The 23807-nt window shown below is 47.2% G+C and carries 21 protein-coding genes; 6 read left to right on the plus strand and 15 right to left on the minus strand.

The window, feature by feature from the left end; translation table 11 throughout:
- Positions 1–58: 58 nt before the first annotated feature.
- The 7 genes from BM202_RS21105 to fusA all read right to left on the minus strand — a co-directional run bounded on the left by BM202_RS21105 (position 59) and on the right by fusA (position 10005).
- Entirely contained in the window at positions 59–1294 is a 1236-nt protein-coding gene (locus tag BM202_RS21105) for an aspartate kinase (protein WP_093829814.1), read from the minus strand.
- 89 nt (positions 1295–1383) lie between these two features.
- The gene (gene dxs, locus BM202_RS21110) at positions 1384–3318 is read right to left on the minus strand and encodes a 1-deoxy-D-xylulose-5-phosphate synthase (protein WP_093829816.1); all 1935 of its coding nucleotides are present in this window, start codon (positions 3316–3318) and stop codon (positions 1384–1386) included.
- Positions 3319–3508: 190 nt separating this feature from the next.
- Positions 3509–4429, minus strand: a complete 921-nt coding sequence (locus tag BM202_RS21115; RefSeq protein WP_093829818.1) for a rhomboid family intramembrane serine protease — start codon at positions 4427–4429, stop codon at positions 3509–3511.
- Between the two features lie 2 nt (positions 4430–4431).
- On the minus strand, positions 4432–5226 hold the full coding sequence (locus tag BM202_RS21120) for a rhomboid family intramembrane serine protease (protein ID WP_093829820.1): 795 nt from the start codon (positions 5224–5226) through the stop codon (positions 4432–4434).
- A gap of 34 nt (positions 5227–5260) precedes the next feature.
- Positions 5261–7294 (minus strand): DNA mismatch repair endonuclease MutL, encoded by a 2034-nt coding sequence (mutL, locus tag BM202_RS21125; protein WP_093829822.1) that lies wholly within the window; start codon positions 7292–7294, stop codon positions 5261–5263.
- A 179-nt stretch (positions 7295–7473) separates the two neighbouring features.
- Entirely contained in the window at positions 7474–7779 is a 306-nt protein-coding gene (gene rpsJ, locus BM202_RS21130) for a 30S ribosomal protein S10 (RefSeq protein ID WP_012930032.1), read from the minus strand.
- 108 nt (positions 7780–7887) lie between these two features.
- Positions 7888–10005 (minus strand): elongation factor G, encoded by a 2118-nt coding sequence (gene fusA / locus BM202_RS21135; protein ID WP_093829824.1) that lies wholly within the window; start codon positions 10003–10005, stop codon positions 7888–7890.
- 59 nt (positions 10006–10064) lie between these two features.
- Here fusA and BM202_RS38915 point away from each other — a divergent pair, with 59 nt between their 5' ends.
- The 3 genes from BM202_RS38915 to BM202_RS38925 are packed head-to-tail and all read left to right on the plus strand — an operon-like array spanning position 10065 to position 10635.
- On the plus strand, positions 10065–10283 hold the full coding sequence (locus BM202_RS38915) for a hypothetical protein (RefSeq protein ID WP_317039704.1): 219 nt from the start codon (positions 10065–10067) through the stop codon (positions 10281–10283).
- 9 nt (positions 10284–10292) lie between these two features.
- Complete coding sequence (locus tag BM202_RS38920; protein ID WP_317039705.1) at positions 10293–10526, plus strand: P-loop NTPase family protein; 234 nt, start codon at positions 10293–10295, stop codon at positions 10524–10526.
- On the plus strand, positions 10513–10635 hold the full coding sequence (locus BM202_RS38925) for a hypothetical protein (protein WP_317039706.1): 123 nt from the start codon (positions 10513–10515) through the stop codon (positions 10633–10635). Before BM202_RS38920 ends, BM202_RS38925 begins: the two co-directional genes overlap by 14 nt.
- Positions 10636–10708: 73 nt before the next feature.
- Here BM202_RS38925 and BM202_RS21145 read toward each other — a convergent pair whose 3' ends face one another.
- Positions 10709–11386: a LexA family transcriptional regulator gene (locus tag BM202_RS21145; RefSeq protein WP_245776737.1), complete on the minus strand. Its 678-nt coding sequence runs from the start codon at positions 11384–11386 to the stop codon at positions 10709–10711.
- A gap of 157 nt (positions 11387–11543) precedes the next feature.
- Between BM202_RS21145 and BM202_RS21150 the strand changes: the two genes are divergently transcribed.
- The gene (locus BM202_RS21150; protein ID WP_093829828.1) at positions 11544–12812 is read left to right on the plus strand and encodes a DNA polymerase Y family protein; all 1269 of its coding nucleotides are present in this window, start codon (positions 11544–11546) and stop codon (positions 12810–12812) included.
- 40 nt (positions 12813–12852) lie between these two features.
- Here the strand turns inward: BM202_RS21150 and BM202_RS21155 are convergent, their stop codons facing one another.
- Positions 12853–13713, minus strand: coding sequence for a pirin family protein (locus tag BM202_RS21155; protein ID WP_093829830.1), 861 nt, complete (start codon positions 13711–13713; stop codon positions 12853–12855).
- Positions 13714–13799: 86 nt separating this feature from the next.
- A complete protein-coding gene (locus BM202_RS21160) occupies positions 13800–14618 on the minus strand; it encodes an Fpg/Nei family DNA glycosylase (protein WP_093829832.1) in 819 nt (272 codons plus the stop codon).
- 384 nt (positions 14619–15002) lie between these two features.
- Between BM202_RS21160 and BM202_RS21165 the strand changes: the two genes are divergently transcribed.
- Complete coding sequence (locus tag BM202_RS21165) at positions 15003–15950, plus strand: hypothetical protein (RefSeq protein ID WP_093829834.1); 948 nt, start codon at positions 15003–15005, stop codon at positions 15948–15950.
- 80 nt (positions 15951–16030) lie between these two features.
- Here the strand turns inward: BM202_RS21165 and BM202_RS21170 are convergent, their stop codons facing one another.
- The 5 genes from BM202_RS21170 to BM202_RS21190 all read right to left on the minus strand — a co-directional run bounded on the left by BM202_RS21170 (position 16031) and on the right by BM202_RS21190 (position 20583).
- Positions 16031–16468: a hypothetical protein gene (locus BM202_RS21170; protein ID WP_093829835.1), complete on the minus strand. Its 438-nt coding sequence runs from the start codon at positions 16466–16468 to the stop codon at positions 16031–16033.
- Between the two features lies 1 nt (position 16469).
- Entirely contained in the window at positions 16470–17336 is an 867-nt protein-coding gene (locus BM202_RS21175) for a transglutaminase domain-containing protein (protein ID WP_093829837.1), read from the minus strand.
- Between the two features lie 116 nt (positions 17337–17452).
- Complete coding sequence (locus tag BM202_RS21180) at positions 17453–19135, minus strand: OmpA family protein (protein ID WP_093829839.1); 1683 nt, start codon at positions 19133–19135, stop codon at positions 17453–17455.
- A gap of 143 nt (positions 19136–19278) precedes the next feature.
- The gene (locus tag BM202_RS21185; RefSeq protein WP_093829841.1) at positions 19279–19911 is read right to left on the minus strand and encodes a hypothetical protein; all 633 of its coding nucleotides are present in this window, start codon (positions 19909–19911) and stop codon (positions 19279–19281) included.
- A gap of 42 nt (positions 19912–19953) precedes the next feature.
- On the minus strand, positions 19954–20583 hold the full coding sequence (locus BM202_RS21190; protein WP_093829843.1) for an MgtC/SapB family protein: 630 nt from the start codon (positions 20581–20583) through the stop codon (positions 19954–19956).
- Positions 20584–20720: 137 nt separating this feature from the next.
- Here BM202_RS21190 and uvrA point away from each other — a divergent pair, with 137 nt between their 5' ends.
- Positions 20721–23639, plus strand: coding sequence for an excinuclease ABC subunit UvrA (gene uvrA, locus BM202_RS21195; protein ID WP_093829845.1), 2919 nt, complete (start codon positions 20721–20723; stop codon positions 23637–23639).
- Positions 23640–23807: the final 168 nt, after the last annotated feature.

Here is a 23807-nt window from a genome sequence, read left to right on the forward strand (position 1 = left end):
CTCAAAGATACGTCAAATGAATGTAACGTCTCGGCTGAGTTGAAGAACGGAATAGCTATTAGCCCAAGTCCTTGACAACCAGCTGCACCGTGTACCGGCTTTTCTGCTCCAGTAACAGCTTCTTATTGACCAGTACGCGGTCTATTGTACTTTGATCGTAGTAACGTATTGTAATCAGTTCCAGGCGTTCGTTATAACTGACCCGAAAATCCTGTTTAAGCTGGGCTAACAGCGCTGGTACCCGGTCTGGATTATTGTCCACTACCACCGAGAAACTGATGGCGGTATTTTGCATGAGGTTTATCTTCACACCCGCTTGTGCAAACCGCCCGAAAATCCGGCTCAAATTATCTTCTGCAATAAACGAGAAGTCGTTCGGGTGAAGTGAAATCAGCACCTGATTCACCTTGAAAATAAAGGAAGGAACCAGCAGATGCCGTTCATAATTGCCAATGGCGGTTCCGGGTGCGGCAGGTTTTAGAAATGACTTGACGTAAAGAGGTATAGCCTTGTTTTGCAGAGGTTTAATCGTTTTTGGATGTATAACGGTTGCCCCATAATAAGCCAATTCAATGGCGTCCTGATACGTTATTTTGTCTAAAAGCACGGTGTCATCAAACCATTTAGGGTCAGCGTTCAATACACCCGGTACATCTTTCCAGATAGTAACGCTTTCAGCGTTCAGACAATAAGCAAAAATAGCAGCCGTGTAATCAGACCCTTCTCTGCCAAGCGTAGTCGTTCGCTTATCAGGTGTTTGACCAATGAATCCCTGGGTTATCTTAACCCCTTTTTTCGTGACGCTCTTGTTAATACGTCGCTGGGTCTCCTGCCAGTCAACCCGGCCCTCACGGAACGTTGCATCGGTACGGATCAATTCCCGGGCATCGAGCCAGCGGGCCGGTATGCCGGTTTGTATCAAATGGGCCGTAACAACTTGTGTGGAAAGTACTTCACCCAGGGATACGAGCTGATCATAAACTTCATCGTAGGAAGCAGCGGGAGGATGAGATAGGTAAGCTTCAAGGTGAGCGAATGTCTGATGAACATCGGAAAAATTACCTTCAAGCTCATCCATTATGTCTGTATGATACGTTCGGAGAGCTTCCAACTGGCTTTGGAGTTTTTTCGCCTGCATGTAGCTTCGAACGATTTCTTCCAGGGCATTGGTTGTTTTACCCATTGCCGATATGATCACCACAACGTTCTGACCTTGTGTTCGTATGATCTCGGCCAGGTTCCGGACGCCATCAGCATCTTTTACAGACGCTCCGCCAAATTTGAAAACTTTCATAATCCTCTAAAAAACAGACAGGATTACAAGATTACTAGGATTCTGCTGTATCCTGTATAATCCTGTAATCCTGTTAAAAAACTTCCCCGTTAAACCGTTACTGCCCGACCCGTAAATAGCAATTCGCGAACAGCTGAAGCAATACCCTCTGGATCAAAACCACACTCGTGATGTAGTTCAATCTGCTCTCCGTGCTCAATAACCGCATCGGGAATACCTAAGCGTTTGACGCGGGCCATGTAGCCATGATTGGCCATGAATTCCAGAACCGCGCTGCCGAAACCACCCATTACGCAACCGTCTTCAACCGTTAAAACACGATCAAATCGGCTAAAAATCTGATGTAGTAGCTCTTCGTCCAATGGCTTCACATACCGCATATCAAAGTGAGCGGGTCGAATACCCTCTTTAATCAGCATCTGTGTAGCCTGAACAGCATAATTACCTATATGACCAATCGTCAGAATTGCCACGTTCTCACCATCCGCAATCATACGGCCTTTACCAACAATTTGTTTTTCGAGTGGCGTCCGCCAATTGGGCATTACGCCTTCTCCACGTGGATAACGTATTGTGAAGGCATTTTTCCCTTGTTGAACTTCGTCGGACTGGGCCGTGAACATCATATTCCGCAGCTCCTGTTCATTCATCGGCGCGGCTACGATCATATTCGGAATGCAGCGCATGTAGGCCAGATCATAGGCTCCGTGATGCGTTGGTCCATCAGAACCTGCAAACCCGGCCCGATCAAGGCAGAAAATAACCGGCAACTCCTGAATACATACGTCATGAATAACCTGATCGTAAGCCCGTTGCATGAACGTCGAATAGATATTACAAAAGACAACTTCGCCCTGTGTAGCCATTCCTGCCGAGAACGTGACAGCATGTTGTTCAGCAATACCTACGTCGAAAGCCCGCTTAGGCATGGCTTTCATCATAATGTTCATTGACGACCCCGATGGCATAGCAGGAGTTACACCCACAATACGGAGGTTTTGCTCGGCCAGTTCAACCAACGTATTCCCGAATACGTCCTGATATTTGGGTGGTTGGGGCGTATCATAGATTTTCTTCTGGATAACGCCCGTTACCTTGTCGAACAAACCGGGTGCATGCCACTTGGTCTGATCTTTTTCAGCAGGCCCATAGCCCTTGCCTTTTACGGTCAGGACGTGCAGTAATTTTGGACCCGGAATATTTTTAAGATCGTCGAGAACGCTTACTAAATGGTCAATATCATGGCCATCAATCGGCCCAAAATACCGTAGGTGCAGCGACTCAAATAGATTGCTTTGTTCGAGCAGTGAACTTTTAATTCCTGACTGTACCTGAGAAACCAGTTCCTGAGCGGTCTTGCCAAGTTTGTCCATCTTCCCCAACAAATTCCAGACCTCGTCCTTCACCTTATTGTAGGTTTGCGACGTAGTGATATCGGTCAGGTATTCACGCAGAGCCCCCACATTTGGGTCGATGCTCATGCAGTTGTCGTTCAACACGATGAGCAGATTGCTGTCTGTAGCACCCGCGTGGTTCATGCCTTCGAAGGCTTCACCGGCGGTCATGGCTCCGTCACCAATAACAGCAATATGATTTCGTTTTGGATGGCCTTGTAGCTGCGACGCTACAGCCATACCTAATGCTGCCGAAATAGAGGTAGACGAGTGTCCAACACCAAATGAATCGTATGGGCTCTCTTTCCGTTTCGGGAAACCTGAAAGACCTTTGTAAAAGCGATTTGTGTGAAACTGATCACGGCGCCCGGTGAGAATTTTGTGCCCATAAGCCTGATGGCCCACATCCCATACTAATTGATCGTCGGGCGTATTGAACACGTAGTGGAGAGCAACCGTTAGTTCAACTACACCGAGGCTGGCCCCGAAGTGGCCGCCATAGACCGATACGTCGTCAATAATGAACTGCCGAAGCTCATCGGCGACCTGAGGCAAGCGGGATTTATCGAGTTTACGAAGATCGTCGGGAGTATTAATTGTGGCCAAAAGGCCACCCGGGGTAATCAGCATGATGGTAGCAGATAAACGTCTGTCTTACAACAACACACGTACAAAATACAATGTTTCATTTGGCAAATCGCCCGCTGCATTGAAATGGCGAAACTACTATATTTTTTCGACAATTATAAAGAATCTAAGCCCTTAGGCGCCTGTAGATATACGTAGACGCCTAAGGGCTTAGATTTTTAGTAGAATGAAATTAATTCCGCTGACTGGCCCGGAAGAGCTTTTGCTTTTCTTCACGAGTCAGGCTTTCATAGCCAGAACGTGAAATTTTATCCAGAATCATATCAACTTCATCCTGATCGGGAGTTGAAATGGTTGATGATGGACTACCTGATGTTGCATAAGCGCTGGTTTGAGCGCTTGTGCTGCTACGTTGGCGATAGGACACTTTCACCGCTGGTTTAGGGCGAAATAAATTATTCCAGCCATCGGCTAACCAATAAATAGGACGGCCTAAATCAGTGCCGTTCTGCAATAACTTAACATACGTGAAGCCCATCAAAGCACCACCCAAATGAGCTAAATTTCCTCCTGCATTAGCACCCGCCGACTGTGCAATTGATAGGACAATGAAAAAGAAAACGATGTATTTTATACGAACAGGGCCGAAAAAGAGCAAATGGAACGTGTAATTCGGTAATAAAGTGGCGGCACCCACGGCTACTGAAAAGGCAGCCGCCGACGCGCCTAGCATGGGTACTGTATCTCGGTTCTGAAAATAGGGCACCAGATTATACATGGCCAGAAAAACTAACCCACCTGCGATCCCACCCATAATGTACAAACCGATCAAGCGACGATTGCCTAAATATTCATCAATCAGTTTGCCGAACCAGTACAGAAACAGCATGTTGTAGAGAATATGTAAAATATCGTTGTGCGTAAAAAAGTACGTAATTAATGTCCAGGGCTTATGCAGGAATGCATTTACCTCACCGGGCATCATTAGTTGCTCTTCCATGATAATATATACGCCCGACCGCTCTGCCATGGTCAGGCTTACCTTTGCTATCAACAGCACCAGAAAGACAACAGTGTTGATTAATATCAACTGCACCAACGTATTGTTGGGCTTATTGAATTCGCTCCGAAAATCCTCAAACAACCCGCTCATCGTCAATAAAACGTTTTTCGCTGTGAATCCCAGTATTTTATTAGTATAAATGCAAATAGCATTCCGCCTATGTGGGCGAAATGAGCTACGTTATCCGTCTGCGTCCGATATACACCCGAATAAAGCTCAAAGGCCCCGTAAGCTATAACGAGATATTTTGCTTTAATCGGTATAGGTAGAAACAATAAAAACAGTTCAGTGTTCGGAAACAATAAGCCGAAGCCCATTATAACTCCAAAAACGGCTCCAGAGGCACCTACCATTGGTTCATCAACCTGATTAGTGAAAATCTGATTGGCAATGGCAAGGCTATCCTGAATATTTTTACTGTCGTTCGGATAACTTTTAAACTTTTCAATAAACGGCACCAATCGCTCGTAATACGAAACCGCATGTTGGTCAACAAAGGCCGAAAAATTGTCGAAACCTGGGTTTAACCGATAGTCCTGAATGGATTCATATACGTCGTGTATCTCAAAATAGTTTACTCCGGAAAACAACAAAGCTGACCCTAGACCGCAAAAAAAGTAAAAGAATGTAAATCGACGTGGTCCCCAAGCTTGCTCTAACATGGGCCCGAAAACCAGCAAGCCGATCATATTGCTGAAAATGTGATTGCCATTTGCATGCAAAAACATGTGCGTCAATAACTGAATCGGATTGAACTTGTCAGACAAAAATGAATGCAAGCCAAATTGCTCAATAATAATTCCATTCGCAAATAGGTAATTCGTGATTAGGAATACTATTACATTTATTATCAAAAGTACACGGACTACCGGCGTCAGATTGAACATTCTTATTTCAACTAATTTATGCTAATAAACTCAATTATTGGTGAAAAAGTCCTGCAATTTTATCCAACGTCAAAACAATTGTTATCCGTTCACCAGCAGGTGTATAACTAGGATTGGCCGAGATAAACAATTGGTCTACTAAGGCTCTTCGCTCAGTCGTACTCAACCGTGCCACATGGCGCATCGCCGACCGGCGGGCCAGTGAGCGCGCCATCGACTCACTTTTGTCTAATTTCAGTCGGCCTGTGTCGGCCCGCAACTGAGCCAGTAGATTCGCGAACAGCTCTTCTTCATTTTCGCCCATCGTTAATGTTGGAATTCCCCGGATGACAAAGGTGTTTGCCCCTAATTCATCGAACTCAAAACCGAGATTCATCAGGTCATCGCGCAAATCGAGCGCTAACTGAAAATCTACGGGCATTAACGTAATTGTTTTTGGAAATAACAGTTGCTGCGAGGCACCATTCCGTTTGGTTAGTGCAGCATAGAACTGATCATATAAAATTCGTTCGTAGGCCCGACGCTGATCAATCAACATCATTCCAGACTTGATTGGCGCTAAAAGGTAACGATTCTGGATCTGTACGATGTTATCGTCATCAACGAGCACGGGTACGGATTCCTCGCCAGACTCTACATTTATCTGTAACTGATTAGCCCGGCTTCCCAATGTAATAGGTTCACTCTCTGTTGGGTGCGACTCCTGTCTGGCCGCACCCAGCCAGTCCCCTCCCTCTTCGGTGTTACTGGGTAGTTGAACGGGATTATCGGCGCCTGCAACGCCTTCGTATAACGTTTGCCAGTTATTAACAGACGGCTTGGCTTTTGGCATGTCGAAGCTGCTTCCAGCCGCTTTATCCAGCGAATCGTTACGTAGCGAGCTACGCTCATTAACAGGTGTGGCCGATGCCCAGGATGGCGTAATGGGTCGAGCGGTATTCCGTTCAGGAACGTCTGATTTAACCGCTAATCCATCACTACGTTCCGATTTCGTATCGATAGCCGTCGACTTCCCTGAAGCTGGTCGACCACCCATCAGAAAATTGACATCCGAATCAAAATCGAGTGAAGGCGATAGGTTATATACGCCTACAGCTTTTCGAACGGCCGCCATCATAATGGCATATACAGATCGCTCGTCGTCGAACTTAATTTCCGTTTTAGTCGGATGTATGTTGATGTCAATATGGGATGGGTCGATTTCAATGAACAGTACGTAGAAGGGATGACTCCCTTCGGGTAATGTACCCTCGTAAGCACCCACTACCGCGTGGTGGAGGTAATTATGTTTAATATACCGGTTATTGACAAAGAAAAACTGCTCATTACGTGCTTTCTTGGCAGACTCTGGCTTACCGATATAGCCATGAACCGTTACGTAGGGCGTTTTTTCCTCACAGTGATTTAACTGTTCGCGGTAGCTCTTTCCGAACATATCAACGATTCGGCGGCTGAGTTTACCAGCGGGAAGATTATAAATTTCCTGATCGTTATGAAACAGAGAAAAGGCAACTTCAGGATTGGCCAGGGATACCCGCTGAAATTCATCAAGGATATGCCGCATCTCCACTGAATTTGACTTCAGGAAGTTGCGTCGGGCGGGTACGTTGAAGAACAGGTTTTTGATGAGCAGGTTCGTTCCCGGCAGGCACGAAATGGATTCCTGCGTTTTAATGTCAGATCCCTCAATCCGAATCAGCGTGCCCAATTCCTCTTCTGCCCGGCGGGTACGCATTTCAATTTGAGCTACGGCAGCAATGGAGGCTAGTGCTTCGCCCCGAAACCCCATGGTACGAATGCGGAACAAATCATCGGATGAACGAATTTTGGACGTAGCGTGGCGTTCAAAACTCATGCGTGCATCGGTTTCAGTCATGCCGACACCGTCGTCTACAATCTGAATCAGATTTCGGCCCGCTTCGCGAATGATAACCTGCACCGATTTAGCTTTGGCATCTACCGAGTTCTCAAGCAATTCTTTTACTACCGACGCTGGCCGCTGCACAACCTCACCAGCCGCAATCTGGTTGGCAATCGAGTCGGGCAGTAGCTGAATGACGTTTAACATAACGTATAAAATCTCACAGGGTGGCCTTCGCCGTGACATACAATATACAAAAATAACAGGTAGTCTTTACGTATAATTCAACGGAATGGCCGGGAAATTGCTTTATATGAAAAATGCCACAAGTTCGAAACGGCTGACGTCTCGCACTTGCGGCATTCTAAGCCTTTAGCTTCGACTCGTTAGACTTTGATTTCTACGTCAACGCCACTCGGTAACTCGAGTTTCATAAGCGCATCAACTGTTTTCGCACTGCTACTGTAGATGTCCACTAAGCGCTTGTAGGTGCAAAGTTGGAACTGCTCCCGTGCCTTTTTGTTGACGTGGGGCGACCGCAGTACGGTATAGATTTCTTTGTTCGTTGGCAATGGGATGGGACCGCTTACGATAGCACCCGTCGATTTAACCGCTTTCACGATTTTCTCGGCCGACTTGTCAACCAGCATGTGGTCAAACGATTTCAGCTTAATGCGAATTTTTTGGCTCATTGTGTTTTGGTTCGTTATGTGAAAGTGCTGTCGAAAGAACCATTTACTCCGACGACACAAAAAATGGGCAGTCGGTCGGTTGACCCACTGCCCAATATCGAATGAGGCTTACGCCTTCACAGTACCTTTTTCTTTTGCTACGACAGCCTCAGAGATGTTGTTTGGAACAACTTCGTAGTGCGAGAATGTCAGGTTAGCCGTAGCACGCCCCGATGACATTGTCCGCAGATCCGTTACGTAGCCAAACAATTCTGACAGAGGAACATCAGCCTTGATCACTTGTGATCCAGCTTTCGTATCCATACCCTTCATCACACCACGACGGCGGTTCAAATCACCCGTGATCGGACCCGTGTACTCTTCTGGCGTCAGCACTTCAACAGCCATGATCGGTTCGAGCAATTTCGGACCAGCCTGACGAGCTGCCTCACGGAAGCCTAAACGAGCGGCCATTTCAAATGACAATGCGTCGGAGTCAACATCGTGGTACGAGCCATGGAATATCCGAACCTTCATGCTCTCAAGCGGGAAGCCAGCTAAAGGACCGTTTTTCAACGACTCTTTGAAGCCTTTTTCGATGGCAGGGATAAATTCGCGAGGAATCACACCACCTACAATAGCATTTACGAACTCTAGTCCTGATGGCACAATACCGGTTTCGTCTTCGCCACGTGGTCCAAGTTCAAATACGACATCGGCAAACTTACCACGACCACCCGTTTGTTTCTTATAGACCTCCCGGTGTTCAACGTTTTTAGTAAGCTTCTCTTTGTACGCTACCTGAGGAGCACCCTGGTTGACTTCTACTTTGAATTCACGACGCATTCGGTCGATGATGATTTCAAGGTGAAGCTCGCCCATACCCCGGATAATCGTTTGGCCAGTTTCTTCGTTCGACTCAACCTTCAGAGTTGGGTCTTCTTCGATCAACTTACCAATGGCTTTCGAGAAGTTATCCTGATCGGCCGATTTCTTAGGCTCGATAGCATATCCAATAACGGGTTCCGGGAATACCATCGATTCCAGAATGATCGGGAATTTCTCGTCTGATAACGTATCGCCAGTCTTAATATCTTTGAAACCAACAACGGCCCCAATGTCACCCGCTTCCAGACGATCGATCTGGTTTTGCTTGTTCGCGTGCATCTGGAAAATCCGTGAAATACGCTCTTTACTGCCCGAACGGTTGTTCAGAACATAAGAACCTGATTCCAGGACACCCGAGTAAGAACGCACAAAGCATAGACGGCCTACGTAGGGGTCGGTCGCGATTTTAAACGCCAGCGCTGCAAATGGCTCCGTTGACGAAGGTTTGCGAGAGATTTCTGCTCCCGTATTAGGATCAGTACCGAAGATGCTCTCCTTGTCCATTGGCGATGGCAACAAGGCCATCACGTAGTCAAGCATGGTTTGAACACCCTTGTTCTTGAACGACGAACCGCAAAGCATCGGAACAATTTTCATCGCGATGGTTGCTTTACGCAAAGCCGCCAGAATTTCGTCCTCAGAGATTGATTCCGGATCTTCGAAATACTTCTCCATCAGGCTATCGTCGAACTCGGCAACCGCTTCAAGAAGTTTTTCACGCCATTCGGTAGCTTCATCCAGCATGTCGGCAGGGATGGGGACAACGTCAAACGTCATACCTTTATCTGTCTCATTCCAGACGATACCCCGGAAGTTAACGAGGTCAACAACACCTTTAAAGTTATCTTCTTCGCCAATAGGCAACTGAAGAGGGACGGCGTAGCTGCCCAGCATTTCCTTCACCTGCTTGCACACGTTCAGGAAGTCGGCACCAGACCGGTCCATTTTATTTACGAAGCCTAGACGTGCTACGTTATAATTGTTAGCCAAACGCCAGTTCGTTTCCGACTGAGGTTCAACGCCGTCAACCGCACTGAACAGGAATACAAGTCCATCAAGTACACGCAATGAGCGGTTTACCTCAACCGTAAAGTCAACGTGGCCTGGGGTATCAATAATGTTAATATGGTATTTTTGGTCCCGGTAAGTCCAGTCGACAGTTGTAGCAGCCGAGGTGATCGTGATTCCACGTTCCTGTTCCTGCTCCATCCAGTCCATCGTGGCGGCTCCATCATGAACCTCACCAATTTTGTGACTTACTCCGGCGTAATAGAGAATACGTTCGGTAGTAGTTGTCTTACCCGCATCAATGTGGGCAGCGATACCGATGTTTCTCGTGAGTAATAAATCGCGAGCCATTAGCTTGTTATACTGAAAGTTATGTGTTTCTAAAATCAGAAAGAAGAGTGGGGTGCCTTATGAACACGGCTCTCCTTGCAAATCAGGTCGCAAAATTACTGAATTTCAATCAGAAATCAAAGGCGAAAATAAAGAATATACTTAGAAATCAATCGCTTGTCGTCTTATTATGGGTTGGTATATTCTTTGACGACGATGATATAAGCGAAGTTTGCCGCATAGCCCGTTTCGACGACGTAGTGAAACAACTGCCGAATGGTCTGGAAACCAATATTTAGGAAAAAGGCGTGAATTTATCGGTTGGTCAGCGACAGCAGTTGGCTCTGGCGAGAGAAGTGTTAGCCGCCCGCACGAGCGACATTGTACTGTTAGACGAACTAACGAGCAGTGTAGATCCCAAAACCGAGCTGGCTATTTACCGCGAATTGCTACGTGAGTTTGCGGATGAAGCGCTGTTTCGACCCTGCATAGATTACATCTGTTACCCTTTTCGATTACATTTATATTATGCGAGACGGTAAAATCGAGGATGAGGGCAGCTTTTCAACCCTCCGCCAGTACAGTCCTGTTTGCCAGGAAATGTGGGCGCACCGAAAAGAAGTGGTAGAGCAGCCGGAAGAGATAGTATAGATGAAAAAATGAACAGATAAATGGTCGGTTCATTTCGTTGAACCGACCATTTATTTGAGATATGAATGCATTCTTATTCCACTGGAGCCTCTACGATCGACACGATCTTCCATAAGCCCCGAATGTCCTGCAAAGGAACTGTTACGTTGCCACCATTCGGGTTATCGGAGTGAAGCGTTAAATATTTCCGGGTCAGAAGCTCGTTGTCACGGATGCGCTTGACAACAAAGTAATCCCGATACATAACCGCATAAACGCCCCCCGACTGGTATTCCCAGTTATTTTCACTAACAGGCACCGCCAGCACTTTAGCACCATGTGCCAACTGCGGACTCATGCTGTTTCCCGAAATCTCCAGCACCACAGCCTGCTTATGACCCTTCAATACCGGCTTGCGCACCCGAAATGTTTCAGCATCTGTGGTATTGCCGCCTTCCGAATAACTCTCCACGAACGTAGCGTAGAACCGGACAGGTACAAATGGGACCTCAATGGTGTCGTCATCAGAAGCCATCATCTTGGCATTTGCCTCAGGCGAGTTCAACACGGGCAAAATACCACGAATTAGATAGTCTGCACTGATTTGGGGATAGCAGGCCAGCAAACTCATGATCGTATCGTAGGATGGCTTGGCCCGGCCATTCAGAATATTGTAGAACTTGGATGGATTTTCGCCTAACTCCTTGGCTATCTGGTATATAGTTATGCCAAGGGAGTCGAAAACCTGCTTTAAGCGATCTTGAATTGTCACAGTATCATCAAGTTTATTTGAACATTTTTCTACCACAACATGGTATAGTATTAGTATATATAATACAAGTAAAATATATTGCGCTTGTATTACAACAAACATACTACAAATACAGACGAATGATAGCATTAAAAGACACTTTCTTACTGTAAAATTGATGAATCGGAATCGACTTTCGGATAATACGCTGCCTACGGTGCTGTTTGTCGATATGAACAGCTTTTTTGCTTCCTGCGAACAACAGGACAATTACTGGTTGCGCGGGCGGCCCGTAGGCGTATGTGTCTATACGGGTCGGCAAGGCTGCATTATTGCACCGTCGATAGAGGCCAAATTGCGGGGTATAAAAACAGGTATGCGGTTAGACGAGGCTATGCGTCTGTGCCCTGATCTGGTGCCAGTCCAGACGCACCCCGGCCGCTACCGCGAATATCATGTCAAGATTATTGAGGTGCTCAAGACGATTTCAGACGACGTAGTACCGAAAAGTATTGACGAGGCTGTCGTGGATTTGACAAACTATCAACTGGTTTACAAAGACATGAGCCAGGTGGCGCTATGTATCAAGCAGGCAATCTGGCGGGACGTAGGTGACTGGTTGCGTTGTTCGATTGGCATTGCGCCAAATGTATTTCTGGCCAAGCTAGCGTCCGATATTCAGAAACCCGATGGCCTGACAATTATCACCCCCGATACAATTGACGACGTATTACGCTCACTAAAGCTAACCGATTTGCCGGGTATCGGCCGTCGTATGGCCGATCGACTCGAAGCAGGCGGTGTTTATACGCCTTTAGAATTACGGTATGCCTCCCCACACCACCTGCGCGCTGTCTGCCAGAGCATTATTGGCTGGCACTGGCATTTGCGGTTGAATTTTGGGGGTGAGGTGGATCTGGATACGAACACTAATAACAAGAGTATGTCGGCGATGCGCACAATTGCCGCCGATCAGCGGAATCCTGAAAGTCTGGATGAATTGCTGCAATCACTTTGCCTGACGCTCGAACGGCGCATGGTGCAACAAGGCGTATTTTGCCAGGATATGTCGTTTTCCTGCCGCTACCATACCGGTAAAACTTATAATTATGAAGCCCATTTCCCAAACCCTAAACAGGACGGTATTGAACTGTACGGAATTATTCGGGAGCGGTTGGTCAGGTTTCAGGAAGCGCATAAGTGCGAACCGGTACTTAACGAACACCTGCGTAGTATGTGCGTAGCTGTTTTTCGATTTATCCCAAGTGAAGTCGTGCCGCTAAGCTTATTCGAGAACAATACGCGCGAGGGGAAATTCCGCCAGACATTATATGATCTGAAGGCAAAGTTTGGTGCTGACAAACTTATTCGAGCTACCGAACTGCGTGACAATCCTGTCTATAAGGATGTAATTGGGTTCGGCAACATCAAGGATTTGGAAAAGTAAGTCCGTACGTATTTGTCTGAAAACGCACAGACTTACCTACTTAATTTAGGACACCCATTTTCCCGGCCTGGAAATCTTCAAAAGCAGCCAGAATCTCCTCGCGGGTGTTCATGACAAATGGCCCGTAAACAGCTAATGGCTCACGGATTGGTTCGCCTGCCAGCATGAGCAGTTTCGCATCCGACGTAGTTGAAAGCGTTACAAAGTCACCATCTGGATTGGTCAGCGCGATTTGACCACGTACTAACTGTTCGTTATTAATCGTTGCCGACCCACGCAGCACGTAAACCATCAATGAGTAATCTGAAGGAACGGCAAGCGTTTCAGATTGGCCCTGGGTCAACGTCAAATCGGCGACGATAATTGGGCTGAACGTACTGGCAGGCCCTTTCGAACCACCTAGCTCGCCCGCAATAACGCGCAATTTTCCACCACCCGGCAATGTCGTTGTCGGAATCAGTGACGAAGCAATATCTTGATAACGAGGTGCGTTCATCTTGTCTTTTGCTGCCAGATTGACCCATAACTGCACAAAATCAAGTTGACCACCCTGACGGGAAAAGGCCCGTTCATGTTTTTCTTCGTGGATAATACCCGAAGCAGCTGTCATCCACTGCACATCGCCAGCAAAAAGTTTGCCGTGGTTGCCTGCCGAATCACGATGTTCCAGAGCGCCTTCATAAACGATAGTTACCGTTTCGAAACCCCGATGCGGATGCTCATCCACACCTTTCGGTTGTTCGGATGGCTGCACTTTCATGGGACCATGGTGATCTAACAGCAGGAATGGATTGAATGGCCGCGACCCTTGCGGATGAAAGGCATTCAATCCGATGAAACCATCACCAACGTTATTGGGTGTGGCTGTACGTATATCTGATAGTGTGCGTTGTGTTTTCATAATTCATGTAGATACATGTAATGTCGAAACCAACTTAGTTGCACGCTAGTTCATTAATAGACTTCTTAAGCGGGTAGCCCATGTACTTATGGGAGCACCTGATCTTTTGGGCAGAAGAAGGTAGTGCGTCCACCCACGACCGAGCGTTCAATGCGGGTTTTACAATGCGGACAATATTTGTGCGCTTCGAGATCATCATAAGGAGAATCGTCCCACTCGCGAACGTGAATCAGGAAGTCAACCGGGAAATCCCGGTACGTAGCTTCGTAACGGATGGCCGTTTCGAGGACGAGCAGAATGGCATCATGAAGATGACTCATCTGAGCGTCGGAGAGTGAATCTGCCCGCTGCTCGGGATGGATATGCGCCTGAAACAGCACTTCGTCGACAATCCAGTTTCCTAAGCCGGCCACAATACTCTGGTCGAGCAATACGGGTTTTATTAAAGCTTTCTTGCGCCGGATACGCTCGGTCAATTCGGGTAATGAAATCGCCAGACCGTCGGGGCCGATTTTCTTTTGTTTCAAAAAAGCCTCTATATCATCTACTAAACCAACACGTTCGAATTTACGCGGACAGAGGAAACCAAGGTTAAACCCACTGGTAAACTCAAATACAATTCGGGCAAAGCGCGGCCGATCGAGCGAAGCGTGGTAGTATTCCAGATCACCCGTCATGCCAAAATGCATATGAACAATCACATTGGCTACGTCGGTTAAAACGAATAGATTTTTGCCAATACGGCGCGTACCCGTAAACTGCCTTCCGTCCAGCGTACTCGCTAATGTGGCGTAATCAGTTGTCAGTAATTTTTTATCCTCGACCTCAATATGGCTAATGGGCTGGTATAGTGAAGACGTTTCGAGGTATTGGCGTCTGATCTCAACTTCGGGAAGTTCGGGCATTGTTAACGAATATTTAGATCATAACCGACGTAGTAATTAGGTTGTTATCAGCTAGTCATTTAATAGGCTACTAGCTGGGTAGTCTAAGTGAAGTAGAAACTTCTATTTATTGTATGGCTTATCTTGTTGATAATCAATTATCTTTGTGCGGCCTGTTAATACGGCATTAATAACATTTTTAAGCAGCAATTCGTTATAGTCGACAATAGAATCATGAAAACTAACGTTTCGATAACATTGCTTACCTATTAAAATCAGATTTTCTGGGTGAGTAAAGTTTCTTAACCATCACTAGACTCCTAATGTAACAACCTCTACACAACCGCTTAGGCGGCTTTTTGAAAATTTGTGCATGTTAAATCGTTAAACTAACTGAAAATTCTTATGGAAAGTAATTCGCAGAAACCCAAGACAAGCGGTGCTCTACTGGCTGCCCTGATTATTATGACGGGTCTGGCAGGTGTATCGAGTTATTTGTATTTCGATCAGAAGAAAGTATCTGAAAACCAGGAAGTAACCATCTCCGAGCGTGTTGAAGAATTGTCAACGACCCGAGTTAAACTGGATTCGATCTCGACAGCACTTGATGCCAAGATTGCCGAAGTACAAAAACTGGGTGGCGATGTTTCTGAGTTGCAGAAAATGAAGGTGCAACTGGAAGGCGATAAAGCAGCATTAAAGAGAGGTAATCGTATTTCAATTTCTAAGTACGAGACTAAAATCAAGCAGTATGAAGCCTATCTGGTTGAAAAAGATACGCTTATCGCCAACCTACAGCGCGAAAACGTAACGCTCGCCAGCAATGTTAAAGTGCTGGACGAAGAAAACAACGGTCTGAAAGTGAAAGGTCAACAATTCCGTGATTCGGTAACGACGGTTGTAAGCCAGGTTCAATCGCAGAATCAGGAGTTAAGCACAAAAGTTACTCGCGCAGCGGCTCTGAAAGCACAGAATGTTAAAGTGTTCGGCGTTAATGCAAAGGGTAAAGTGAAAGATGACGACGCCTACAAAGCGAAGCGCCTGGACAAAATCAAACTGGTTTATACCTTGTTAGACAATCCGCTGACGAAAGAAGAACCCAAAGATGTGTTTGTTCGCGTACTTGACCCTTCGGGAGCTGTTGTATCAGATATGGCCAATGGTTCAGGTACGTTTACGGTAGACGGTGCTGAAACGGTTTATACGACCAAGCAAACAGTCAATTACACCAGCAATGGACAAAACGTCGAATTGCTATATAGCCGTGGTATTCCTTACAAACCAGGTAAATACACGGTAGAGCTTTATTCGGAAGGTTTCCGGATTGGTTCGGGTGAGTTTGCTGTTCGCTAGTAGACTACCATCAAAACATCAAAAAAAGCGCGATTCCTTAGGGAGTCGCGCTTTTTGTTGCTACAGCAAGGCTAGTTTGTTTATTTAGATCCTGAGAAATTAAGGATGTTTTGCGGGTCATTCTGGATTGCAAGCCGAAGTAGCTTGCCCTGTTTCTCCATTCCGTTATTTGTAAAAACCCGGTCGGTTTGTAACGTACCGATACTCGAATCGGCCAAACGAAGCTGAACACCATTTGTCTGGCGACTCAATGCTACGTGCGGGAGAGATAAACTGGCTTTTTCCGGATACAGTTTGGTATAGACTAACGTAACAGTACTGTCTGACTCTGCTTTCAACTCGGCATACGGCATTTGACTGGCCGACAGTGCCACATACGACGGATCGAGATACGAATTCGTACGATACGTACCGACTAGTTCAGCCGCAAGTGTTGTGGAAGTCGGTTGAATATCAGCCTCATGTTGGCAGGCCGTCAGCGTTCCCACAAAAGCACAGAAAAGCAGTTGTTTAGTCATGTCAGTGGTTGATTTGATTCGTAGACCCGGCTGAAGTTGAAAGAGTTGGAGCTTCTTCTGCTTTTTTTTCGCTTTCCTCCACATCATTCTGCGCTGAATCTACCCAAACTTGCATATCATTAAGATTCATTGGGCCAAACTGGGTCGTAAACGCTACATCCGCTGCGTCGCGGCCATAGGCAACCGTAATCCGATTCCCCCGCGGTTGCTCCTGTGTGGCGTCAAACGTGAACCAGCGGCCGTCTACATAAGCCTCAAACCAGGCATGAAGATCCATCGGATCGAGCTGGTATAAATAACCAACGACCATTCGGGCCGGAATATTCAAGGCGCGACAAAGTGAAATACCTAGATGCGTAAAATCACGACAGACACCGATACGTTTGTCGGCAGTATCGATAGCCGACGTACTGGCATCACTTGTACCGTATTGATAGGTGATGTTTTCGTGAATCCATTTGCGAATGGCTTCAACCTGGTCGTAACCTGGCTCAGTATCTTTTGTAATTTGAGTGGCTAAATCACCCAACTGATCGGATTGGCAATAACGGCTGGGAAGTGTATAATGCAATACATCATCGGGTAATTCTTCAACAGGCGTATAAGGGGCACCGGGCGCTACGTCGATTAAATCGGCCGTTTGAACGGTAGCCGAAAAGAAAATGGAAAAAGGACCTACGGGCGCTACAACCCGCTGGCAAAGATTACCATACATATCGGTGAACTCCGTAACAATAACGGCAGGTGTAATCTGGTATTCTTCCCGAATAATCCATTGGCCCGCGCCTGAGCGAGGACGTAGCATGAGTACTAAAGGAGTTGGACTTAGCGCTTCAAAAGAAAGTTTGCAGCCAGCGTTGAGTTGCATATCGTGTTGCTAAATGAGAGTAGACGTGTATTCGTCAATACGTTAACACCAATACTATCGTATGGTTGACGTATTTAAACTTTTTTTTACAACTCAATAGGTGATTCTCAGAAACGTCATTTTTTCACGATCACAAACTCAACCCGGCGGTTTTTCTGACGGCCTTCGTCGGTATCATTCGTAGCAACGGGTTTGGTCTCACCAAAACCTTTGCTGGCAATACGGTCGGGTTCAATGCCTTTACTGATGAAGTATTCACGTACTGCATCGGCCCTATCCTGTGAGAGTTTGTTATTTATCTCATTGGAACCGGTATTATCGGTATGTCCCCGCATTTCAATCGTCATTTTGGGGAATTCATTTAGTGTTATTACCAGACGGTCTAACTCGGGAGCCGATTCCGGGCGAAGTTCCGATTTCCCCGTATCGAAGAAAATATTGTTTAGCGGTACTACGTGTCCCGGCTCAATCGACGCCAGTTTCAGGTCTTTGCCTTTAATTTCCTGATACCCCTGCATTTTGGTCAAATCAATATTGTCACCTTCGGCAATGAAATCTTTGGCAACCGCCCGCATGGTGTATTTCTGTCCGTAAGGCAGCACAATTTTATATTCGCCCGTAAGGGGGTCAGACGTAGCTTCACCCGCTTCGGCACCGTCGGGAAGCGTCTGATAAATAATTCGGGCTTCAACCGGTTTTCCCGTGATTTGGTCAATCACTTTACCGCTAATGAGCGCAACGGGGTCGGGTCGGGTTGCATCGGCACCGGTTTTGCCTGCAATATCATCGCCACTACCTACTTTGCTCGGTTGGTCGGTTGATGAGCCATCGGAGAGTTTAACTCGCACAATGTCGCCTTTGCCCAGCGTGTTTTTAAAGGTCGTTAAATAAGCATAATCGCCCGAAGCCGCCAGGGTATAATAGGCATCGTAGCCGTCTGTGTTGACTTTGGGGCCAAGGTTAATCGGCTTCGACCAGTGTTTCCAGGTTTTGTCGACTCGTTTGCAGACGTAAATGTCATTGCTGCCTAAGCTACCCTCCCGATCACTCGAAAAATACAGCGTTGCCCCATCGGGAGCCAAAAAAGGTGTCGTCTCGGTAAACTTGGTATTGACTTCTGGCCCGAGGTTCATTGGTTTTGTCCATGACCCATCTTTCTGCCGGAAAATCACATATAGGTCATCTTCTTTACTATTTTTCTTCTCGCTAAACGCCATCAGCAAAACTTTACCATCAGCCGACATAAACCCGCAGTCGAACTGGCCTTTGCTCATATTAACGTACCCAGGAATGTCTATTTTCTGGGGAGCTGCCCAACCTGCAGCGGTACGTTTGCTGATTGAAAATCCGCGCGTTTCGTAATTGCCTTTGTCGTACTGACCCTTAATAAGCATCGTATTGCCGTCGGGTGTGATGCTATAAGCGCAGTTGTACTCGTCTTTATTCAGCGGCTGACCCATTCGCTGGGCAGGTCCCCATTTATTTGTCAGCGTATCGAGTTTGGCATACCAGATATCCTGACTGCCTTTAGTACCGTGTGTATTGTTGGGGTGACTGATTCGAGCGAAATACAACGTTTTTCCATCGGGCGAGATCATCGGATTGATTTCGTTGTATTCTGAATTTACCAGATTGCCAAGGTTTTCAACCGTTGGGGACGGCTCTGGTGATGGGGCACGATTCGCTGCCGGGAGATTATGACTGGCCGATGTGGTTGAGTCTTTGCCCGGTTGCCCGTGTGTCGACACAGAAATAGACAGAAAAAGCAGGCTGGCGACAACAGCACCGTTAGCATTCATGAGGTGACACGTGATAGTGGATATGGTATAGAGAAAACGATCGTAAGTGCCGCTTTTGTATAAAAGCCGTCGGGATGCCGAACCATCAGGCTATGGGCATCCCGTTCACTCAACTCCTATAACCAGACAAAATTCAGCCGTTTTTAGAAGAACGACAAGCGGAGCACAAACGGACTGCTATATATCAAGCTGGCTACGGCGTTGTTCGAATAGTTCAGGTTATATAAAGCCGTTAAATTAACGCCAAATCGGCGGCTTATCGGCTGCGAGTACGTTAATCCGAGCAAAGGGGAGGTTAGGGCGAATGCCGCCGTCCGACCCGTCTGGTTCTCCGTCTGCTGAATGGTTGTGCTCTCAATCTCGCCATGCAGGTACAGGTTGGGCAGAATCGACGGAATAAACTCGTACATCACAAAACCGCGTCCGCCATACTGGTTGTACGTCAGGTATGGAACCGTCGATCCGGTGTTCGTATAGGCTTTGTAACGTGTGTAAGTATAGCTTCCGCCAATACCAACAATCATGTGCTCGGTCGCCTGATAAGCAACCACCGGCGATATACCCAAACTAAACGGGTTGCCAAAGCGAAACCCATTGATGCCGCCCCCAAACCGCAACCGCTGTCCGAATGGCAACGGGCGCCCTTCGGGGGTTTGGGTTCTAAGAGGATCACGGCCCTGATCCCGGCGCTCATCGGGGTCTTCGGTGAGTTGCCCGAATGCTACGCTGCTACTTAATAAAACTGTGATAAAGAGTAACTTCTGGATATGATTCATGGTGGTCTTATGCAGGATAAAAACTCATAGTATGTAACGAAATCAGAATGTGAATTCTTTTACGTCGGGGTCATTCAACAAACGTTTAATACACTTTTCATGATTTTGCGCCGAGCCGTCGACACGCCAGCGTCCAATAATTTCTGTACCAATACGTTGTTGCTGACTTCGTGTTGGTGATAATCCGTACTCTTCAAAGAGTTTTTCGTATTGATTCAGCGTTCTGTTATGAAAGACCGTTACGATTTTATAGTCACGCGTTTGATTCAGTTTCTGAATCCGAGACGTAAAGCCAACCAAGAGCAGCAGTGAGCCCAGAATAAATACAAAACCAATGATTGCCAGATCGTAATCACCCGCCCCCAGACACATCCCTAACGCGGATACGGCCCAAACGGTTGCAGCTGTCGTTAGTCCTTTAACTCGATTATCATTCCGGAAAATAATACCCGCACCCAGGAAGCCGATGCCATTAACGATGTTGGCCGCAATGCGGCCGTCATCCCCATTGATACGTCCCGAAACCAGCGTGAACAAAGCCGATCCAACGCAGATCATAATCATGGTGCGGAAACCGGCATCCTTGCCGTGGTATTCACGCTCGGCTCCAATTAATCCACCCATGACCAGCGCCACGCTCAATCGGATAAGGTCTTCCAGTTCAAAATTCATTTCATTAGCCAGTACGGTACTTCATAGAATCTTGTTGCAAAACCTGCGGGGTTTGTGAAACCTTATCGGTTTGAGAGAAACCATATCCTGAAATAAACCGTTAAAACTTAGATAGAGTTTACCCTCATTAACTTAGAATGACTCATACCACGGAAACCGAGCCACTACGTTCTGTTGACCATCTCAGCCCCAAACAGTTTATTATTATTAAAGGGGCGAAAGTACATAATCTTAAAGGAATTGACGTTGCTATTCCGCGCAACAAATTGGTTGTTCTGACTGGCTTATCGGGTTCGGGCAAATCGTCGCTGGCGTTTGATACGTTATTTGCCGAAGGCCAGCGGATGTATGTCGAAAGCCTTAGCAGCTACGCCAGGCAGTTTCTGGGCCGTATGGAAAAGCCTGAAGTCGAGTACATTAAAGGGGTTTCGCCTGCTATTGCCATTGAGCAGAAAGTCTCGACTCGAAACCCTCGTTCAACGGTTGGTACGTCTACTGAAATTTACGATTATCTGAAATTGCTCTTCGCACGGGCAGGCACTACGTATTCGCCCGTATCAGGACATGAGGTACGTAAGGATACCGTTACGGACGTTGTCAATTTTATGTACGGCTACGAGGCCGGGCAACGCGTCATGATCATGGCGCCGTTGCGGGTTCGCGAGGATCGCACGCTGGCTTACGAGTTGAATATCCTTCTTCAGAAAGGCTATACCCGTATCGTGGCCGATGGCGGTCCGACGGGTCGGGAGGTGTTACAGATAGAAGATGTGTTGGAGAATAGTGCACAGGCCGATGAACTTGGGCTCAATGCCTCAACGCCTAACTACCTCGAAATCCTGGTTGACCGGGGCACGGTGTTGTATGACACTGACGGCAAACCCGACGAAGACAACCAGTATCGCTTTTCGGATTCCGTGCAGACAGCTTTCAGTGAAGGCGACGGTACGTGTCGGGTCGACATTGTGGATAAGGAGTCCCGAATTTTCTCCGATAAATTCGAATTAGACGGGATTGTATTTGAGGAGCCGAGCGTAAATCTGTTTACGTTCAATAACCCATACGGAGCCTGTCGGCGGTGCGATGGATTTGGCAAAGTGCTGGGCATCGACCCCGATTTGGTCATTCCAGACAAAAACCTGTCGGTTTTCGAGGGGGCCATCGCGCCCTGGCGGAGTGAGAAAATGAGCGAGGAGTTTCTGAAGCCACTGCTCAAAAATGGTATTCGCTTCGATTTCCCGATTCATCGTCCCTACAAAGACCTGACACCCGCCGAGCAAGAGTTGCTATGGACGGGTAATACGTATTTTGATGGACTTAACGCTTTTTTCAACTACGTTGAAAGTCAGACATTTAAGGTCCAGTATCGGGTTATGCTGTCCCGCTACCGAGGCAAAACGACCTGCCCGGAATGTCGTGGCTCCCGGTTGCGGAAAGATGCTGGCTACGTAAAAGTGGGTGGGAAATCGATCACAGATCTGGTTCTAATGCCTTTGGATAAAGTGACTACGTTCTTCCACGAACTCGAACTTCCCGAACACCAGCAGCAGATTGCTACCCGAATATTGATCGAAATTCGGAATCGGCTCGATTATATGGAACGGGTCGGCCTGGGTTATCTGACACTCAATCGCTTAACAAATACACTCTCCGGCGGTGAGTACCAGCGTATTAAGCTGGCTACGTCGCTTGGGTCGGCACTCGTTGGCTCAATGTATATTCTGGATGAACCCAGCATTGGCCTGCATCCCCGCGACACAAAACGATTGGTTAGCGTGCTGGAATCCCTGCGCGATATGGGAAATACGGTTATTGTTGTTGAACACGAAGAAGAAGTTATGCGGGCCGCCGATCAGCTCATTGACATTGGCCCCGACGCTGGCACCCTGGGCGGACATCTGGTTTTTCAGGGAACGTGGGAAGAAATAGCAGAGGGCAGAGGGCAGCGGGCGGAGGAAGTTAACGGCCAAGCCCCCATGCCCTCCCATACGCTTGACTTTCTGACAGGCCGTGAGACCGTTCCAGTGCCCACCTTTCGCCGGAAATCGACGAACTTTATTGAGCTGAAAGGCGCCAGGGAAAATAACCTTAAGGATGTTGATGTCCGGTTTCCGCTCAATACGTTAACGGTCGTCACGGGTGTGTCTGGTTCAGGAAAAAGCACGTTGATTCGGAAAGTGCTCTATCCGGCTCTGATGCGTCAAAAGGGTGATGCCGCTGAAGAATCGGGTAAATACGACAGCCTTGGCGGTTCGATCGATCGAATTGCGGCCGTCGAAATGATTGATCAGAATCCAATCGGGAAATCGAGCCGGTCAAACCCGGTGACGTATATCAAAGCGTACGATTACCTCCGTCAGATAATGGCTGATCAACCGGTGTCAAAAGCGCGCGGCTACAAACCAAGTCACTTCTCATTTAACGTAGACGGTGGCCGCTGCGAAGTTTGCCAGGGAGAGGGCGAAGTAAAAATCGAAATGCAGTTTATGGCCGACATTTACCTCAAGTGCGAGGGCTGTGGCGGCAAACGCTTCAAACAGGAAGTGCTGGAAGTGACGCTGCACGACAAAAACGTCGCAGATATTCTGGACATGACCGTAGACGAAGCCATTGACTTCTTTCGCGCATTCGATGCGAAAATGGCGGATAAACTCCAGCCCTTGCGGGATGTTGGTTTAGGCTATATTGGCATGGGTCAATCGGCAAACACGCTTTCGGGCGGTGAGGCTCAGCGAGTAAAGCTGGCGTCGTTCCTGGGGAAAGGGAATCCCAACAAGGGCGGTACGTTATTCATTTTCGATGAACCGACCACGGGTCTGCACTTTCACGATATCCGCAAGTTACTGTCGGCTATCAACGCACTCGTCGATCAGGGTGACTCAGTTATTATCATCGAGCATAACATGGAAGTGATTAAAAACGCTGATCACATTATCGACCTTGGGCCCGAAGGTGGCGACACCGGTGGCTACGTTACGTTCACAGGCACACCCGAAGAAATGGTAAAGCTAACTGACGGGAACCACACGGCTGAGTATCTGAAAGGGAAAGTGTGAGTCTAAACGTTAATTTTCTATCATCCTTATTCTTAATAGGGATGATAGAAAATTGATGGAATTTTGTTTAATATGCTGAAAGGCAAGATATTACTTGTTTGGTGATCTAACAGTATATCGTCAGTTGTAAACTTTCCCGTATTTTCGTGGTGGCGTAACTCTATCCAC

Source organism: Spirosoma endophyticum (genome assembly GCF_900112365.1).
GTDB lineage: Bacteria > Bacteroidota > Bacteroidia > Cytophagales > Spirosomataceae > Spirosoma > Spirosoma endophyticum.

Coding starts and splice junctions, on each gene's coding strand:
- BM202_RS21105 (WP_093829814.1), bottom strand. CDS start 1,294: ATGAAAGTTTTCAAATTTGGCGGAGCGTCTGTAAAAGATGCTGATGGC.
- dxs (WP_093829816.1), bottom strand. CDS start 3,318: ATGCTGATTACCCCGGGTGGCCTTTTGGCCACAATTAATACTCCCGAC.
- BM202_RS21115 (WP_093829818.1), bottom strand. CDS start 4,429: ATGAGCGGGTTGTTTGAGGATTTTCGGAGCGAATTCAATAAGCCCAAC.
- BM202_RS21120 (WP_093829820.1), bottom strand. CDS start 5,226: ATGTTCAATCTGACGCCGGTAGTCCGTGTACTTTTGATAATAAATGTA.
- mutL (WP_093829822.1), bottom strand. CDS start 7,294: ATGTTAAACGTCATTCAGCTACTGCCCGACTCGATTGCCAACCAGATT.
- rpsJ (WP_012930032.1), bottom strand. CDS start 7,779: ATGAGCCAAAAAATTCGCATTAAGCTGAAATCGTTTGACCACATGCTG.
- fusA (WP_093829824.1), bottom strand. CDS start 10,005: ATGGCTCGCGATTTATTACTCACGAGAAACATCGGTATCGCTGCCCAC.
- BM202_RS38915 (WP_317039704.1), top strand. CDS start 10,065: ATGAACACGGCTCTCCTTGCAAATCAGGTCGCAAAATTACTGAATTTC.
- BM202_RS38925 (WP_317039706.1), top strand. CDS start 10,513: ATGCGAGACGGTAAAATCGAGGATGAGGGCAGCTTTTCAACCCTCCGC.
- BM202_RS21150 (WP_093829828.1), top strand. CDS start 11,544: ATGAATCGGAATCGACTTTCGGATAATACGCTGCCTACGGTGCTGTTT.
- BM202_RS21155 (WP_093829830.1), bottom strand. CDS start 13,713: ATGAAAACACAACGCACACTATCAGATATACGTACAGCCACACCCAAT.
- BM202_RS21160 (WP_093829832.1), bottom strand. CDS start 14,618: ATGCCCGAACTTCCCGAAGTTGAGATCAGACGCCAATACCTCGAAACG.
- BM202_RS21165 (WP_093829834.1), top strand. CDS start 15,003: ATGGAAAGTAATTCGCAGAAACCCAAGACAAGCGGTGCTCTACTGGCT.
- BM202_RS21170 (WP_093829835.1), bottom strand. CDS start 16,468: ATGACTAAACAACTGCTTTTCTGTGCTTTTGTGGGAACGCTGACGGCC.
- BM202_RS21175 (WP_093829837.1), bottom strand. CDS start 17,336: ATGCAACTCAACGCTGGCTGCAAACTTTCTTTTGAAGCGCTAAGTCCA.
- BM202_RS21180 (WP_093829839.1), bottom strand. CDS start 19,135: ATGAATGCTAACGGTGCTGTTGTCGCCAGCCTGCTTTTTCTGTCTATT.
- BM202_RS21185 (WP_093829841.1), bottom strand. CDS start 19,911: ATGAATCATATCCAGAAGTTACTCTTTATCACAGTTTTATTAAGTAGC.
- BM202_RS21190 (WP_093829843.1), bottom strand. CDS start 20,583: ATGAATTTTGAACTGGAAGACCTTATCCGATTGAGCGTGGCGCTGGTC.
- uvrA (WP_093829845.1), top strand. CDS start 20,721: ATGACTCATACCACGGAAACCGAGCCACTACGTTCTGTTGACCATCTC.